We start from the raw sequence: 16,542 nt of genomic DNA, 5'->3' as shown, positions 1-16,542 counted from the left end.
CGAGGTTTTTGCGTATAGACGTAACTTTACAGGCGGCGGAAGCCTTCTTCAAACAAATAATCTTCTGCTTCTTCGTAAGATAGAAATGCTGCCTCTAAATTCAAGCCAGAATAAATATTCCACAGGTCATCTTCATGAACAAGTAAAAGCGTTGCATTATCTGGACCGTTCCAGCGCTGTTCATTTCCATTCCCTACAATAGCTTCTTCTCTAGCTGTATCAGGAAGGGTAGACAAAGATTCAATAGAAGCTTCAATAATTGAGCGAAGCTCTTCTTCAGTATAATCACGGATATTCACAAGACCTTTGTCATTTGTTTCATATCCTTTTAAAAACCCTGCATATACAAATCCATTTCCGTTAGGATGCAGATGATGCACAACAACCGTTTTATCGTACACGCTTTCTTCATAATGAAAATTCACGCGTCCTAAAGATACATCTTTTCGATGCAGCTCTGGAAACGCTGAAATAATAGCTAATTTTTCGTCAAAACTAAGCATAGACAATCCTCATTTCTATTTAAATCATTTCATTTTCTGAAATGGTATAAGCTCTTTTACGATTCGGTTGATTATACCATATATAAAGAAAGACACATAATGCTTTTTCCAGTGTGGACTTTTAAAAATATAATCCTTCGCATAAAGTGGCCGGCACTGTAAAGAAGAACACATCTTTTTCACTATAAAACTTAACAAAAAACAGGCAGGGAATTCACAGTGAAAAAATAATATAAAGAGGTGGAAGGAAACGAGTTTTCAAACCTATCATTAGGAGGAATAAAAAAGTGAGATTATATGCTCTGTGTAAAAAAACATGGGTAATGTCCCTGCTTGTTTTTGCTCTTGCAGTGAGCTTAACTCCTGTTAGTCAAGCAGCCGCATCTTTATCTGTGTCACAAGCTCTTGAAAATCAAAACAACAGTGTACAAGCTGTTAAAGGATATGTAGTAGGTCAACCTACAGGCACATCTACAGTTATTACGAGCAATTACCCAAACGATTATGCACTTGCTCTTGCTGACAGTGCAAATGAAACCAATACAGACAAGATGGTGTACGTTCAAATTCCTTCAAATTTGAGAAGTACATTTGGACTTCAAAGTCACTCAGAGTTAAAAGGGAAAAGTCTTACTGTTACGGGCACACTCACTCCTTATTTTTCACACCCAGGAATAAAATCAATTACTTCTATTAGTACAGAAACAGGAGGAACTGATCCGGCGCCAGATCCCACAGAGCCAACCGTTCCAGTAGAAGACTATTATCGTACCGCAGCTGGAAAAACAGGAAATACCTTAAAGACAGAGCTTCATAACATTATTGATCATCACACAGAACTGTCTTATTCAGCCGTATGGGAAGCTTTAAAGAAAACGGATGAAGATCCAGCTAACGCAAATAACGTTATTTTGCTCTACACGGGGCGTTCACAGGCTAAGAGTACAAATGGAGGCGGAGTGGACGATTGGAATCGTGAGCACGTCTGGGCAAAGTCTCACGGGGATTTTGGAACAGCTATGGGACCTGGAACAGATCTTCATCATTTACGTCCAACCGATGTGTCTGTAAATGGCACGAGAGGAAACTTAGATTTTGATAACGGAGGGAAGGAACATAGCGAAGCACTCGGAAATTATTTTGACAGTGATTCATGGGAACCTCGAGATGAAGTAAAAGGTGATGTGGCTCGTATGCTGTTTTATATGGCCGTGCGCTATGAAGGCGATGTAAGTGATGAGCCTGACTTAGAACTTAATAACGCAGTGAATAATGGCACTGCTCCTTATCATGGGAAATTATCTGTGCTTCTTCAATGGAACGCCCAAGACCCAGTAGATGATCGAGAACGACGCAGAAATGATATTATTTATTCAGACTATCAGCATAACCGCAATCCATTTATTGATCACCCTGAATGGGTAAACGAGATTTGGAACTAATAAAGAAGGCGTCCTGGCAGGGCGTCTTTTTTTATAAAAGAAAAAGGAAAAAACCAGGATCCGCCGAATACCTATAGGTGATTTTGAAAAATGGAGGGAAGATATGAAAAAGCTATGTAAAAAAGGGTTGGCTTTCGTTTTAATGATTATTTTTGTTAACGCTTTCATTTTGAATCCAATTAACGGAGCAGCTGCCGTAGATGGAAAATCAATGAATCCAGGTTACAAAACCTACTTAATGGCGCCTTTAAAAAAGGTAACAGACTATACAACATGGGAAGCGTTTGAGAACGATTTACGCAAAGCGAAACAAAATGGATTTTATGCAGTGACAGTAGACTTCTGGTGGGGAGATATGGAGAAAAACGGCGATCAGCAGTTTGATTTTTCCTATGCGCAGCGCTTTGCTCAAGCTGCTCGTAATGCAGGTATAAAGATCGTTCCTATTATTTCTACTCATCAGTGCGGCGGTAATGTTGGAGATGATTGTAACGTTCCGCTTCCGTCTTGGGTATGGAACTTAAAAAGTGATGACAGCCTTTACTTTAAATCTGAAACAGGTACGATAAATAAAGAAACGCTAAGCCCGCTTGCAACTGACGTTATTTCTAAACAATACGGAGAGCTCTATACGGCATTTGCGCAAGCGTTAGCACCTTATAAAGACGTGATTGCTAAAATCTATTTATCCGGAGGCCCTGCAGGTGAAATTCGTTATCCATCCTATACAGCAGCAGACGGAACCGGCTATCCGTCTAGAGGGAAATTTCAAGTGTATACGAACTTCGCCAAAAGCAAGTTTCAATCATATGCTTTGACTAAATACGGTTCACTCGCCGGCGTTAATCAGGCATGGGGAACCAATTTAACCTCTGCATCGCAAATTTTACCGCCATCAGATGGCTATCAGTTCTTAAAAGATGGTTATTCAACAGCTTATGGAAAAGATTTCTTAGCATGGTATCAAGGGGCTTTGGAAGATCACACAAAACGTATTGGACAGTTAGCTCATCAGGCTTTTGATGCCACCTTTAACGTACCAATCGGTGCAAAAGTGGCAGGAATTCATTGGCAGTACAATAATCCGACGATTCCTCATGCTGCAGAAAAACCTGCTGGATATAATGATTACAATGCGCTTTTGGACGCGTTTAAAACAGCTAAATTAGATATAACGTTTACGTGCTTAGAAATGACGGACAGCGGAAATTATCCGGAATATTCTATGCCAAAGACGCTTGTACGCCAAGTAGCAGGTATTGCGGATGCAAAAGGAATTGTTTTAAACGGGGAAAATGCTTTGACTATAGGCAGTGAAGATCAATATAAAAAAGCAGCGGAAATGGCCTTTAACTATAATTTTGCTGGATTTACTTTGCTTCGTTTCTACGATGTCATTAACAATGATACGCTTATGGGGCAATTTAAAAATACGCTGGGCGTTACACCAGTTGCGCAAACGGTTGTAGTAAAAAATGCGCCAACTACGGTAGGAGAAACGGTTTATATTGTTGGAGACAGAGCTGAGCTAGGTAAGTGGGATACGTCCATTTATCCAATTAAATTAACATACAATTCATCTACAGCCGATTGGAGAGGCACCGTTTATTTTCCTGCCAGTCAAAGTGTTCAATTTAAAGCAATCGTGAAGAGAGCTGATGGATCGTTAAAAGCATGGCAGCCTGCACAGCAATATTGGAGCGTGCCGTCGGCAACAACGACTTATACGGATAATTGGTAAAACAAAGCCGCATAGCAAATGCTATGCGGCTTTGTTTTGAACATAAAAATTATTTCCAATTCGTTTGAATAAATTCATCCCGGCCGGACTTAGCGCGGTCTTCTTTATAGTGCTTTGGATTTTTCTTGTGGAAATCTTGGTGATACTCCTCGGCTTCATAAAACGTAGAGGCAGGAAGAATGCTTGTGACGATTGGTTTTTTAAAACGTCCGCTTTCTGCGATCCCTAGCTTTGTTTCTTCAGCTGCTTGTTTTTGGCCGTCGTTATGGTAAAAAATTGCTGTTCGATACTGCGAGCCGCGATCTTGGAATTGACCTCCATCATCTGTTGGATCGATTTGCGGCCAATAAAGATCTAATAAACGTTTATAGGGAAACACTTCAGGATCAAATGTGATTTGAACCACTTCGTAGTAACCGCTTGTGCCAGATTTCACTTGCTCATAAGTAGGGTTATCCACAGTTCCCCCCATATATCCTGATACAATGCCGTGAATACCTTCTAGCTCTTCAAAAGGTGTAACCATACACCAGAAACATCCACCTGCAAATGTAGCTTTTTCCATACGTAATCCCTCACTTACTCCGTTGTTATGAAGGGTATTATATCAAATTTATATTGAAACAGCTAGAAAAGGGTTTGTAGGTTGTGTAAAAGTTGTGGATATTTATGTTTATCCACAGCTTTTACACAATAAACTCGGCTGCTTTGAAGATTGAAAAATGAAGGAGAGAATAAAGAAAAAATGATAGAATAGATAAGATGTATATATCGATTTAGAAGGGATTGCGCGACAGCATTACAATTTACGCGCAGTACTTTAGAATGCTGATAGCATCTAGATAAATAAAATTAGTATGTGAGTAATAAGAGGTAAGAAGCAGCATATTCGCGCTGTTAAATAAATATACAAAGATAATAGGAGAGTTGAATATGTTACAAGATAATCTCATCCTAGAGCACTATGGATTAAACGAGTTAAATTTTGATACGATCAAAAGCTACCGGGATCGATTTGCTGAAGTAAAACCAGCTCATCCTTGGAATGCACTTGAAACAAAGGAGTTTTTATACAAAGTAGGAGCTTGGGGAAAGGTTAGAGATACCCATAAAGAGGGAGTCACACTCGCAGGCCTACTTTTATTCAGTGAAGAACGGATTATCACAGAAGTTTTACCACAATACTTTTTAGAATACCGGGAAAGTAAAGGGAACGAAGAATGGACAGAGCGCTTTACCTCTCAAGACGGGACGTGGTCAGGAAATATTTTTGATTTTTATTTTCATATTCATGAAATTGTTCGTAATAGCGAACCTCAGCCGTCAATCGCTTCCTCTTTAACAGAAGTTTTGATTAATATGCTTATTCATGCAGATTATAATGGCGAGGGCGGCGTTATTTTAGAAAAGCAACCTTCTCATTACGTTTTTTCTAATCCAGGTCTTTTGTTAGTACCTACAGATTCAGTTTTTAGCAATACCGTTAGTCAGCTTCGAAACCCAAATATCGTTAAGCTATTTAGTTTACTAGGGCTATGTGAACGTTCGGGCTCTGGTTTGAAAAAAGTAAAGCAAAATTGGAGCCTGCATCATTATAAAACGCCGGCTATTGATCAAGATGTTTCTATGCATCGTACAGTGGTCATGTTATCTCTGTCCACTCAAGAAAGACAGGTAAGTTCTTCTGAAAAAGACACTTATAATACGTCTATAGATGATTCGGGAAATAATTTTAAAGATGTCGAAAAATATCAAAATACACCTGAAAACGATGTCGAAAAAGACTCCTATAATAAAAACGAGTACTCCTATAATAAAGAATTAATAGAGGAGTTAAAGTCATACAATAACGATGTTAATTCCTTGAATAAGGAAGATAACTACTATAATAACGAGAGTGACTTATACAATAACGATGTTAACTCCTATAATAATAATCATAACTCCTATAATAATGAACAAGGAGAGAATTCTTCTAATTTGGTAAATGTAGAGAATATTGATACGAAGCTATGGGATATTGCAGCGCTGGCTCGTGAAAAAAAACGGCTTTCGCCGAATCAGATGGAACATATTATTCTTGAGTTATGTAAAGAAAAACCGCTCATGCTTAAAGAGTTTGCTTATTTACTAGAAAGAACGCCGGATGGAGTACGTAATAATTATTTAACAAAGCTATTACGAAAAGGACAATTACAGTTGAAATATCCAAATCAGCCAAACCATCCAAAACAGGCATATTTATTTAATAAGAAAGATATAGAGAAATAAATCAAGCAACCGATAGAACGTATAGAGATTAAGCTGCAAAAAATTGATAAGGAGGAGTTTGCTAAAAGCTACAGATTTAAGGGGGAAATTCACCATAAAGTTGTGCCAAGCTGTCAGACTCTCTTTATATGAGTTCTGGCTCGTATAAAGGAGGAAAAAGAGTGTGAAAAGCAAGTGCGTTCTTATTTTTCTGGTGGTTGTATGGCTGTGTAATATGGGGAAAGGAATAGGATGTGGATCAAAGGTGAATGCAGAGATAAATATACCGCTGTCGACGTGGGTGTGGGATACAAAGAAATGGATGCTGAACCAAGAAGCTATCCTCGAAAAGCTTCAAGAAAAAAAGGTGACAAACGTTTATTTACAAATTGATACTCATCTTTTACCTTCCGTATATCGGCATTTTATCCAACAAGCACAAGCCCAGGGCATAAGTGTTTACGCACTTGACGGCGCTCCTTATTGGATAGGGCCTTCTGGTATAGAAGAGCAGGAAGCATTTTTTAATTGGATAACAGCTTACCAAGCAGAAGCAGACGAGCAACAGCAATTTTCAGGGGTTCATTTGGATGTAGAGCCTTATTTGTATAAAAGTTGGGAAAATAATCGCGCGAAAAGTATTCTGCAGTATCAATATGTTATTTCTCAAGCCGCTGTACAGTCTCATGAGTTACACTTGCCGCTTGCTGTAGATATCCCGTTTTGGTTTGACGAAGTTCCATTCAAAAATAGCAACGGTTCCGGTTCGCTGGGGCGGTGGATTATTCAGTACGCTGATGAAGTCACAATTATGGCGTACCGGAACCACGCAGATAAAGAAAACGGCATTGCTGAAATAACAGAAAATGAACGCAAGTGGGGACGTGTACTATCCACTCCGATTGAAATAGGGGTAGAAACGATGGCTTCAGATGAAGGAGAATACATTTCTTTTCTGCTAAAGGAGAAGAAAAGATGATGCAAGAGCTGGGTATGTTGTTTACGGAGTGTCAAGCTGAAAATCCTCCAAGCAGTATAGCTGTTCATCATTTTGATAGCTGGCTACAGATGAAGCCATGACAATGAAAAGACCGCTGCATCGCTGCAGCGGCCTTTTTGGGTTTAGGGAGTATAGATACAATATAGCCATTTTATTAAAGGACTATACATAAAAAAAGTAACCATTTAAAAAATGGCTACTCACACAAAGGGGGGGAACTTAATCTTATCATTCCCACTTTTTCTAAAAGATATGCCTTTTTTAACCCGTTTTTTTAAAATAATTTAGTCGTCCAAGATTCGCAGTTCCACACGTCTGTGACCACATCTTGATAAAATTCAGGTTCGTGGCAAATAATTAAGATACTTCCTTTGTATTCTTTTAAAGCTCGTTTTAATTCATCTTTCGCATCTACATCTAAGTGGTTTGTAGGCTCATCCAGTACAAGAATGTTGGTTTCGTTGTTAATCAGCTTACATAGACGAACTTTTGCTTTTTCTCCACCGCTTAGAACTTCTACTTTACTTTCAATATGTTTTGTTGTTAAGCCGCATTTAGCTAAAGCTGCACGAATTTCATATTGGGTAAAGTGAGGAAACTCATTCCATGCTTCTTCAATACACGTATTGTAATTAGCCGATTTGACTTCTTGTTCGAAATAGCCGATATGCTGGTAATCGCCTTTTTCTACAGAGCCTGAAATCGGTTTGATTTCTCCTAAAATACTTTTTAAAAGAGTTGTTTTCCCGATTCCATTTGCTCCTACAAGGGCAATCTTTTGACCTCGCTCCATTTTTAAATTCAGTGGCTTAGAAAGCGGCTCTTCGTATCCAATCACTAAATCAGATGTTTCAAAAATTAATTTGCTTGAAGTACGAGCACTCTTAAAGTTAAACTCTGGTTTTGGACGCTCTTGAGCTAGTTCAATTACTTCCATTTTATCGAGCTTTTTTTGACGAGACATGGCCATATTTCGTGTCGACACGCGTGCTTTGTTTCTCGCTACGAAATCTTTTAAATCTGCCATTTCTTGCTGTTGTTTTTTATAAGCTGCTTCAAGCTGCTGCTTTTTCATCTCATATACTTTCATAAAATCGTCGTAGTCTCCTACATAGCGATTTAACTCTTGGTTTTCCATATGATAAATTAAATTGATCACGCTATTTAAAAATGGAAGATCATGGGAAATTAAAATAAAGGCATTTTCATATTCTTGCAAGTAGCGTCGTAGCCACTCAATATGCTGTTCATCCAAGTAGTTTGTAGGCTCATCAAGTAAGAGAATTTCTGGTTTTTCAAGCAATAATTTGGCCAGCAATACTTTTGTACGCTGTCCGCCACTTAAATCCTGTACATCACGGTCTAAGCCGATATCTTCTAATCCTAATCCGCGTGCAATTTCTTCGACTTTTGCATCGATAATGTAAAAGTCATTATTTGTTAAGAGGTCTTGAAGCGTACCGACTTCTTCTAATAGTTTTTCAAGTTCTTCTGGTGATACATCCGCCATTTTCTCATAGAGGCCATTCATTTGAGCTTCTAAATCAAATAAATATTGAAAAGCACTTTTTAGTACATCACGAATAGAAAGCCCGCGCTCTAATGCCGTGTGCTGATCTAAATAGCCAACGCGCACTTTTTTGGACCATTCTACTTTTCCAGCATCCGGTTCTAGCTTGCCTGTAATGATGTTCATAAATGTTGATTTACCTTCGCCGTTTGCTCCAATTAAGCCGACGTGTTCACCTTTTAACAATCGAAATGATACATCGTTAAAAATCGCACGGTCACCAAAACCATGGCTTAGATTTTTTACGTTTAATACACTCATGCTGACACACCTTTTCTTTTAAAATATCTATCGTACGTTTCGTTATAAACAAATTGATTCATAACGATTATAGCGAACTTATATACATAAATCCATATGAGTTTTCTAGCCTTGAACGTCATATAAAATTCACTCGCGTCTTCCTTTCTCTTCATTCATACTATATATATATCAATGTAAAAATCCTTCATGACGAAGGGACGGTCATATCGAATTATTCAAATAGAGTATATAGAAGAATAAAAAGGCAGGGGAAAAGAAATGAACATTCATACCATACTAGTGGCAGGAAGAATGCATAAAGAGTTGCAGGAGATAATCAAACAAAAGCAGCTGTCTCAGACGTTTCGATTTATGGAAGAGAAAGACGTTACAATGGAAGATTTAAACTGGGCTGACGCGCTTTTATCCTTCGGTCCAACGGATTACTTTGAAGACCATAGCTTCAAATGGATTCATTCTCTCGGCGCAGGAGTCGATCGGTTCTTAGAAAGTGGGAATTGGAAAAAGAGTGTGATGTTAACACGTACGGTTTGTTCATTTGGTCAGCGAATCAGTGAATATTGTCTTAGCTATATGCTAGCTGAACTTCAGCACCACGCACAGTTTCAGCATCAGCAAAAACAAAAGCAGTGGAAAGTGGTGGAGCCTCAGCAGCTTTCTGCTCAAACGGTCATAATTTACGGAACAGGTGAAATCGGCGGACGTCTTGCAGCCGTTTTAAAATCTTTTGGTGTACGAGTGATAGGAGTATCTAAAAGTGGAAATGAAAAGCCGTCATTTGATCAAGTGGTCTCGATTTCAAATGAGAGAGACTTGCTAAAAGAAGCTGATTGGATTATTAGTACAATGCCGCTAACGAATGAAACAAAAAGCTACTTTAATCAAAAATGGATGAATTTAGTTGAGAATGCATATTTTATAAATGTTGGACGAGGTGCAACTGTAGATGAAAATGCGTTAGTAGGGGCTATTGAGCAAAAGCGTATTCGAAAAGCGTACATAGACGTGTTTGAGCATGAGCCGTTAACGAAAGAATCTTTTTGGTGGAATCATTCACATATCATCATAACACCTCATATTTCAGCGGTGACTACGCCTGAAGAAGCCGTAGAGTGCTTTGTTGAAACGCTGCAAAAAGTTGAGCAAGGCGAATTGCCTTCTAACTTGGTTAATATTGAAAGAGGTTATTAAAGCATTATGATGCGCGTTTCCGCTATGAGAATGGTATACTGAAACTTGCTTTTCTTGGACGAAAAGAATGAAATCTGTTCTTCTAGGGGGGAACAAACGTTGAAGCAAGAAGAATTATTTGAACAAGCACGTGTATTTATAGAGACGTGCTACGCTGAACTTGAAAAAAGCGAAGCGGACAAAAACAAGCGATTAAAAGAAATTCATCAGCAAATTATGTCACTCGGACATTATGATCATACATTTGAAGAGTTAGAGCATGGAGCTCGCATGGCTTGGAGAAACAGCAATAAATGTATCGGACGACTATTTTGGCAATCGCTCAATGTATTTGATAAGCGAGAGGCAAGCACAGTTGAAGAGGTAAGAGACGCCTTGTTTCACCATATTGAATATGCAACAAATGATGGGAAAATCCGGCCTACTATTACGGTGTTTAAACCGAAAATGAAAGCAAAAGAGCCGGTTAGAATATGGAATCATCAGCTAATCCGCTATGCGGGGTACGAGACGGAATATGGTGTGATAGGAGATCCTGATTCTGTTGCGTTCACGGTGGTTTGCCAAAAGCTGGGGTGGGAAGGTGAGAAAACTCACTTCGATGTTCTTCCTTTGGTTCTGCAAGTTAATGAAGCATCACCTCGATGTTTTGAGATTCCAAAACATTTAGTGAAAGAAGTAGCTATTACGCATCCAGAACTTCCTGAATTTGAAGACTTACAGTTAAAATGGTACGCTGTCCCGATGATTTCAGATATGAAGCTAGAAATTGGAGGGATTGATTACGTTGCAGCACCATTTAATGGATGGTACATGGGGACTGAGATTGGTGCCCGAAATTTAGCGGATACGTATCGCTATAATCAACTTCCAAAAATAGCTTCTATGATGGGATTGAACATGGATTACAACGCTATGCTTTGGAAGGACAAAGCCCTTGTCGAATTAAACGTTGCGGTGCTTTCTTCTTTCAAACGAGAAGGTGTTAGCATTGTAGATCATCATACGGCTGCTCAGCAATTTCACTTGTTTGAAGAAAGAGAGCAAAAAAATGGCCGGGAAGTGACTGGGAACTGGACGTGGTTAATCCCACCGGTTTCGCCAGCAACCACGCATATTTTTCATAAGCCTTATAAAAATAAAGTATTATCACCAAATTATTTTTATCAAGACGCTGCTTATTAAATGAACAAAAAAGAGAGTACAAATTTGTACTCTCTTATTACAAGTTAATTAATTTTTGTGTTTATCAAGCAAGTTAGCAAGTACATATGTTTTGTACTTTTCCACTTTGCGGCCTTCATGGTTGCGAACTCCTCGTTTTTTAAGTTCCTCAACATACCAGCCTTTGCTTCCTACGTGCATACTCAAACACCCTTTCGTCATTTTTTTAGGATGAACAGAATGAGGTTCATTGTCTGCTCGAATGGAGACATCTTGTCTTTCCAATACGTGCCTCATTGTAACATCTTTTATTTTATGATGAAAGGGAAAAAGGTCGAAAAAACGAGAATGATTTCAGAGAAATTTTAGTTTGATCATTCCTCGTTTTTTTGAGATAGAAGGAGGAGGTTTAATTCGTCTTTATTTTGGATTAGATCTTCTAATGTATACTGATCTAAAACCTTAATGAAGGCTTGCGTGGCTTCATGCAAAACGCTTTTTAACTTACAGACGGGGCTAATAATGCAGAAGTTTCCTTCACGGTCAAAACATTCAACAATATGAAAATCTTCTTCTGTTTGACGTACCACTTTTCCAATATTAATGTCTTTTGGAAGCTGAGCTAAACGAATACCGCCGTTTCGTCCTCGGATCGTTTCAATTAAGCCAAGTTTCCCAAGCTCGTGAATGATTTTCATAAGATGGTTTTTTGAAATATTATATGCTTCAGCAATTTCTTTTATATTGCTTAGTTTATTATTATCGCGAACGCCTAAATATAATAAAACTCGCAGTGAGTAATCTGTATATTGTGTGAGCCTCATCTTTTTACCTCTTCTCTTATCAGCAGCTGATATATCTATAATAGCATGTCTATATCTAAGAAATACAGAAAGAATGCTCTCGTTTTTGCAGGAGTGAATTTGTGAACATTTTTTTAAATATGTATATAAAATATATCTTTTTAAGTCGGATATGAGTATTATAAAGATGTATTAAAAATATATCTTTTAAAAATGAATCTTTCGGAGGCGAAAGTTATGAAACAAACAACTATTTCTATTGTAAAAAGTACAGTTCCTGTTTTAGAAAAGCATGGTCAAGCAATCACAACTCGTTTTTATGAAATGCTTTTTGAACAGTATCCTTCTTTAAAAAATGTATTTAACCAAACAAATCAAAAAACAGGACGTCAGCAAATGGCGTTAGCTAATACAGTTTATGCTGCTGCGCAGTACATCGATCGGCTTGAAACGCTGCTTCCAGTTGTGAAGCAAATTGCCCATAAACATCGCAGTATCGGCGTAAAAGCAGAGCACTATCCGATTGTAGGAGAGTTCTTATTAAAGGCAATTAAAGATGTTTTAAAAGAAGCTGCGACCGATGAGATTATGGAAGCGTGGAAAGAAGCTTACGGTGCCATTGCAGACGTATTCATAAGTGTGGAGCAAGAGTTATATGAAGAAGCCGAAGAAAAAGGATGGAAAGATTATAAAAAATTAATGGTTCATAAAAAAATAAAAGAAGCAGAAGACGTGTACTCGTTTTATTTAGTATCACCTGATCAAAAAGCGCTGCCAGCTTTTCTACCAGGTCAGTATGTGAGTGTACGAATTCCTGGTCAAGAGTATTTATCCATTCGCCAGTACAGCTTATCTGGCTATCCAAACCAGCCATACTATAAAATTACCGTAAAACGAGAAAAACAAATGGAAGACGGGGTCGTGTCAACTTATTTACATGATCAATTGAAAGAAGGAGACTTGCTTGAAGTCAGCGTTCCAGCAGGAGACTTTGTCTTAAAAGAAAATAATAAATCAGTATTTATCAGCGGAGGTGTAGGGATTACTCCAATGATGTCAATGCTTCATCAAGCATTGGAAAACAATCAAGAAGTAACATTTATTCACAGTGCTAAAAATGAGCAGTTTCATGCAATGAAACGAGAGCTTCAATCGTTGTCAGAGAAATATACGTTTGAACAACACGTTTTCTATAGTCAAGCGCAAACAGATCAGCATGATGAAAACATAACGTATGGTCGCTTAACTAAAAAAGAGCTAGCTAAATATGCCGGCGATAAACATGCATATTATTATGTTTGTGGGTCTTCTTCATTTACGCAAATGGTGTTAGAAGGCTTAGCAGAAATGGGTATTTCCCAAGAAAATATCATGTATGAATCGTTTGGCCCGAAAATGAGTATGACTCCTTCCGCATAAATGTATGGAAAAAGGGTAAAAAGCTAACAGTAGACAATACTGTTAGCTTTTTTTATGAAAGGGAGTTTAAAGATGACAAATAAGCAGTATGACATGGTGGGAATAGGAATAGGACCTTTTAACTTAGGCTTAGCGGCCCTTGCTGAGCCTCTTGATGAAATTGATGCCGTCTTCTTTGATAAAGAAGAGAAATTTGAATGGCATCCAGGCATGTTAATTGACGGCACGGACTTGCAGATTCCGTTTCTAGCAGACTTAGTTACATTTGCGGATCCAACAAGCCCCTATTCGTTTCTAAATTATATTCACAAGCAAAAACGCTTGTATCCGTTCTTTTTCTTTAATCGTTTTGACATTCCGCGTCAAGAATACAACGAGTACGCAAAATGGGTAGCGGAGCAGCTATCTTCCTGCCACTTTTCTTCAAAAGTTGTGGACGTGATACCGAAAAATGAAGAAGAGTATTATGAAGTAAAGGTAGAAACACCTGAGGGAATTCAAACAGTAAATGCTAAACACGTTGTAATGGGAACAGGAAGCATTCCACTTGTGCCTCCGGCTTTTGAAGAAAAGCTGAATGAGCATATTTTACACAGCAGCGGCTATTTACATAAAAAAGAAGAGGTTCAAAAAGGAAAGCATGTAACGATCGTTGGGTCAGGACAAAGTGCTGCCGAGATTTTTCTTGATTTACTAGAAGAACAGACTGAACATGATTACCACCTTACATGGTTTACAAGATCCTCTAATTTTTTTCAGCTTGATCAATCCAAGCTTGCTCAAGAGTTATTTTCGCCAGACTATGTAGATTACTTTCATTCGCTAGCTTTTGAGGAACGTACAAGCACAGTAGAAGATTTAAATCCTTTACGTCACGGAATTGAATCTTCTACCTTAACGAAAATCTATGATTTACTCTATCATCGTTCACTTAAAGGAAGAGTACCCGTTACGATTCAAGCTTCGACTGAAGTAAGTGACATTCATAAAAAAGGAAATGGATATGAGCTGGAGTGCAAACAATTAAAGGCTGAACGCTCTTTTCAATACGAAGCGGATCGTTTGATATTATCCACGGGCTATAAGCCAAAGATTTCGCCGTTCATTGAACGAATAAAAGATGATATCGAATGGGAAGATGACAAGCGTTTCAAAGTCACAAAAGATTACCGGCTTGTCTTTAAACACCCCCGTAACCACCACTTTTTTACTTTAACTAATATCGAACATTCACATGGATCTGGCGCAACAAATCTTGGTTTATCCGTTCAGCGCAATCAGCGTATTCTGAACGTAATTGCAGGTAGAGATGTGTACCCAGTTCCAGAAGAGACGACGTTTCAGACATTTAATTTGTTTTGAATTTCTGCTTTGTAAAAACCTCCAATGTGCTTTTTGATTATTGTAGAAAAGTTTTTTGCTCATAAACCATGTTTAAAAGAACAGTGCACGGGTATTTTATTTATAGAACATTAGTACACAAATCAATTAAGGAGTTGCTTAGAATGAGTAAGAAAATTGCAGTATTAGTAACAGATTTATTTGAAGATGTGGAATATACAGATCCAGCCAAAGCCTTTGAAGAAGAAGGACATACGCTAACAAAAATCGATGTTAAAACAGGTGAAGTAACAGGTAAACAAGGTGAAACAACATTAACAATTGATAAAGCAATTGCAGATGTAAAACCAGAAGATTTTGACGCATTGTTTTTACCTGGAGGCTTCTCACCAGATATCTTGCGTGCGGACGATCAAGTCGTAGCTTTCACAAAATCATTTATGGATGAAGGCAAACCGGTTATGGCTATTTGTCACGGGCCACAGCTGCTAATCAATGCTGAAACATTAAAAGGACGTGACGTAACTGGTTTCAAATCAATTGCTATTGATTTGAAAAATGCGGGGGCAAACTTTCATGATAAAGAAGTGGTGGTATGCGGTAATCAACTAGTTACAAGCCGTACACCAGACGATATGGAAGCATTCGTACGTGAATCAGTAAACGTCTTAAAATAAAATAATATTAGTAAAACTTTCTGTAAAAGGCGATAACAGGGTGATTTACCACTCTGTTATCGCCTTTTTTGTATGTAACGATTTTGACGAGGAATTTACAGTTATATTACTGCATTGGGTGAAGCAGTTTCTAAAAGAATATGAAAACCTTTTACTATCAATAGATGGAAGCCATGTAATACAATCGAAACATTTTTTACATAAATGAAAGTATAATTTTGGTAGCTTAAAAGACGTTGCGAGTTTCATAGTTTTCGTGCAACAATGAGGGTGCATCACGAGATTGGCTTGCTACAAGCTTAGATGCGTTGCGGTTTTACAAAAAACTTTATTATCACATAGGAGGATTTCAAACATGAAGAAAAGGTTTCGTATTGCCACTGTCGCAGGTGCCGTATCATTAGGATTACTAACAGCAGGACAAGCAAATGCAGCAGCTCCTGATTGCAACACTCCAAAACAAATTACCATTAAAGATGCTCAAGCAGCACAAAATATAAATGTAGATGAGCTATTAAAGAAATTTAACGCTCAAGGGCAATCTGCTCAAGCAGCAGCTCCACAACAAGAAACACAAGCACCAGATCAAGCTGAAGCAGCTCCACAGGAACAAGCACAAGCACCAGAACAAAGTGAAGAAGCAAAAGCTCCTGAGCAAACACAGCAAAACACAAAAGCTCAACAATCAGAAAATACTGATAAAGCAGAACAAACAAAAGATGCTAGTCAATTCGAACAAAAGGTCGTAGATTTAGTGAACCAAGAGCGTGAAAAACAAGGTTTAAAACCTCTAACACTTAATAAAAAATTAAGTGACGTTGCACGTACTAAATCAAAAGATATGATGGACAAAGGGTACTTTGACCACAATTCACCAACATATGGTTCACCATTTGATATGATGAAACAATTCGGCATTGAATATACAACTGCAGGTGAAAACATTGCAAAAGGTCAGCAATCTCCTGAAGATGTAATGAATGCTTGGATGAATAGTGACGGTCACCGCAAAAACATTCTAAACCCTGATTTCACTGAAATTGGTGTTGGATACGTAAAAGGTGATACTACGTACTGGACTCAACAATTTATCGGTAAGTAATACAAAAAGAGCAGGATATACCTGCTCTTTTTTGCGTTTTTAGCTGTCCAATTTGGGTATAGTAAAGTAAGAACA

Annotated in this window: 15 protein-coding genes; 10 read left to right on the top strand and 5 right to left on the bottom strand. The window is 38.1% G+C overall.

The window, feature by feature from the left end:
* Positions 1–26 precede the first annotated feature (26 nt).
* Entirely contained in the window at positions 27–503 is a 477-nt protein-coding gene (locus tag N178_RS09895) for a hypothetical protein (protein ID WP_045291994.1), read from the bottom strand.
* Positions 504–790: 287 nt separating this feature from the next.
* Here N178_RS09895 and N178_RS09890 point away from each other — a divergent pair, with 287 nt between their 5' ends.
* Both N178_RS09890 and N178_RS09885 read left to right on the top strand, forming a co-directional pair.
* The gene (locus tag N178_RS09890) at positions 791–1,945 is read left to right on the top strand and encodes an endonuclease (RefSeq protein WP_045291993.1); all 1,155 of its coding nucleotides are present in this window, start codon (positions 791–793) and stop codon (positions 1,943–1,945) included.
* Positions 1,946–2,048: 103 nt separating this feature from the next.
* Complete coding sequence (locus N178_RS09885) at positions 2,049–3,686, top strand: family 14 glycosylhydrolase (RefSeq protein ID WP_045291992.1); 1,638 nt, start codon at positions 2,049–2,051, stop codon at positions 3,684–3,686.
* A gap of 49 nt (positions 3,687–3,735) precedes the next feature.
* Here the strand turns inward: N178_RS09885 and msrA are convergent, their stop codons facing one another.
* Positions 3,736–4,251 (bottom strand): peptide-methionine (S)-S-oxide reductase MsrA, encoded by a 516-nt coding sequence (msrA, locus tag N178_RS09880; protein WP_045291991.1) that lies wholly within the window; start codon positions 4,249–4,251, stop codon positions 3,736–3,738.
* 368 nt (positions 4,252–4,619) lie between these two features.
* On the opposite strand from msrA, the gene N178_RS09875 reads away from it, so the two are divergent.
* Positions 4,620–5,957 carry an ATP-binding protein gene (locus N178_RS09875; RefSeq protein ID WP_045291990.1) on the top strand — a complete coding sequence of 446 codons (1,338 nt, stop codon included), beginning with the start codon at positions 4,620–4,622 and terminating at the stop codon, positions 5,955–5,957.
* A gap of 163 nt (positions 5,958–6,120) precedes the next feature.
* On the top strand, positions 6,121–6,915 hold the full coding sequence (locus tag N178_RS09870; RefSeq protein WP_237758434.1) for an amidase: 795 nt from the start codon (positions 6,121–6,123) through the stop codon (positions 6,913–6,915).
* 295 nt (positions 6,916–7,210) lie between these two features.
* Here N178_RS09870 and N178_RS09865 read toward each other — a convergent pair whose 3' ends face one another.
* Positions 7,211–8,767 (bottom strand): ABC-F family ATP-binding cassette domain-containing protein, encoded by a 1,557-nt coding sequence (locus tag N178_RS09865; protein ID WP_045291989.1) that lies wholly within the window; start codon positions 8,765–8,767, stop codon positions 7,211–7,213.
* Between the two features lie 261 nt (positions 8,768–9,028).
* On the opposite strand from N178_RS09865, the gene N178_RS09860 reads away from it, so the two are divergent.
* On the top strand, positions 9,029–9,961 hold the full coding sequence (locus tag N178_RS09860) for a D-2-hydroxyacid dehydrogenase (protein ID WP_045291988.1): 933 nt from the start codon (positions 9,029–9,031) through the stop codon (positions 9,959–9,961).
* A gap of 99 nt (positions 9,962–10,060) precedes the next feature.
* Positions 10,061–11,146: a nitric oxide synthase oxygenase gene (locus tag N178_RS09855; protein WP_045291987.1), complete on the top strand. Its 1,086-nt coding sequence runs from the start codon at positions 10,061–10,063 to the stop codon at positions 11,144–11,146.
* 48 nt (positions 11,147–11,194) lie between these two features.
* Here the strand turns inward: N178_RS09855 and N178_RS25865 are convergent, their stop codons facing one another.
* Complete coding sequence (locus tag N178_RS25865) at positions 11,195–11,326, bottom strand: YflJ family protein (RefSeq protein ID WP_016762840.1); 132 nt, start codon at positions 11,324–11,326, stop codon at positions 11,195–11,197.
* 173 nt (positions 11,327–11,499) lie between these two features.
* Positions 11,500–11,949, bottom strand: a complete 450-nt coding sequence (locus tag N178_RS09845) for an Rrf2 family transcriptional regulator (protein WP_045291986.1) — start codon at positions 11,947–11,949, stop codon at positions 11,500–11,502.
* Between the two features lie 216 nt (positions 11,950–12,165).
* Between N178_RS09845 and hmpA the strand changes: the two genes are divergently transcribed.
* The 4 genes from hmpA to N178_RS09825 all read left to right on the top strand — a co-directional run bounded on the left by hmpA (position 12,166) and on the right by N178_RS09825 (position 16,467).
* On the top strand, positions 12,166–13,347 hold the full coding sequence (gene hmpA / locus N178_RS09840; RefSeq protein WP_045291985.1) for an NO-inducible flavohemoprotein: 1,182 nt from the start codon (positions 12,166–12,168) through the stop codon (positions 13,345–13,347).
* A gap of 72 nt (positions 13,348–13,419) precedes the next feature.
* Positions 13,420–14,709, top strand: a complete 1,290-nt coding sequence (locus tag N178_RS09835; RefSeq protein WP_045291984.1) for a lysine N(6)-hydroxylase/L-ornithine N(5)-oxygenase family protein — start codon at positions 13,420–13,422, stop codon at positions 14,707–14,709.
* Positions 14,710–14,852: 143 nt separating this feature from the next.
* Positions 14,853–15,365 (top strand): type 1 glutamine amidotransferase domain-containing protein, encoded by a 513-nt coding sequence (locus N178_RS09830; protein WP_013081517.1) that lies wholly within the window; start codon positions 14,853–14,855, stop codon positions 15,363–15,365.
* 355 nt (positions 15,366–15,720) lie between these two features.
* Positions 15,721–16,467 carry a CAP domain-containing protein gene (locus N178_RS09825; protein WP_045291983.1) on the top strand — a complete coding sequence of 249 codons (747 nt, stop codon included), beginning with the start codon at positions 15,721–15,723 and terminating at the stop codon, positions 16,465–16,467.
* The last annotated feature ends 75 nt before the right edge of the window (positions 16,468–16,542 follow it).

Source organism: Priestia aryabhattai B8W22 (genome assembly GCF_000956595.1).
Lineage (GTDB): Bacteria > Bacillota > Bacilli > Bacillales > Bacillaceae_H > Priestia > Priestia aryabhattai.
The sequence above is the reverse complement of the archived record's forward strand: the minus strand, read 5'-3'. Positions and strand labels throughout refer to the sequence as shown.

Coding starts and splice junctions, on each gene's coding strand:
- N178_RS09895 (WP_045291994.1), bottom strand. CDS start 503: ATGCTTAGTTTTGACGAAAAATTAGCTATTATTTCAGCGTTTCCAGAG.
- N178_RS09885 (WP_045291992.1), top strand. CDS start 2,049: ATGAAAAAGCTATGTAAAAAAGGGTTGGCTTTCGTTTTAATGATTATT.
- msrA (WP_045291991.1), bottom strand. CDS start 4,251: ATGGAAAAAGCTACATTTGCAGGTGGATGTTTCTGGTGTATGGTTACA.
- N178_RS09875 (WP_045291990.1), top strand. CDS start 4,620: ATGTTACAAGATAATCTCATCCTAGAGCACTATGGATTAAACGAGTTA.
- N178_RS09865 (WP_045291989.1), bottom strand. CDS start 8,767: ATGAGTGTATTAAACGTAAAAAATCTAAGCCATGGTTTTGGTGACCGT.
- N178_RS09860 (WP_045291988.1), top strand. CDS start 9,029: ATGAACATTCATACCATACTAGTGGCAGGAAGAATGCATAAAGAGTTG.
- N178_RS25865 (WP_016762840.1), bottom strand. CDS start 11,326: ATGCACGTAGGAAGCAAAGGCTGGTATGTTGAGGAACTTAAAAAACGA.
- N178_RS09845 (WP_045291986.1), bottom strand. CDS start 11,949: ATGAGGCTCACACAATATACAGATTACTCACTGCGAGTTTTATTATAT.
- hmpA (WP_045291985.1), top strand. CDS start 12,166: ATGAAACAAACAACTATTTCTATTGTAAAAAGTACAGTTCCTGTTTTA.
- N178_RS09835 (WP_045291984.1), top strand. CDS start 13,420: ATGACAAATAAGCAGTATGACATGGTGGGAATAGGAATAGGACCTTTT.
- N178_RS09830 (WP_013081517.1), top strand. CDS start 14,853: ATGAGTAAGAAAATTGCAGTATTAGTAACAGATTTATTTGAAGATGTG.
- N178_RS09825 (WP_045291983.1), top strand. CDS start 15,721: ATGAAGAAAAGGTTTCGTATTGCCACTGTCGCAGGTGCCGTATCATTA.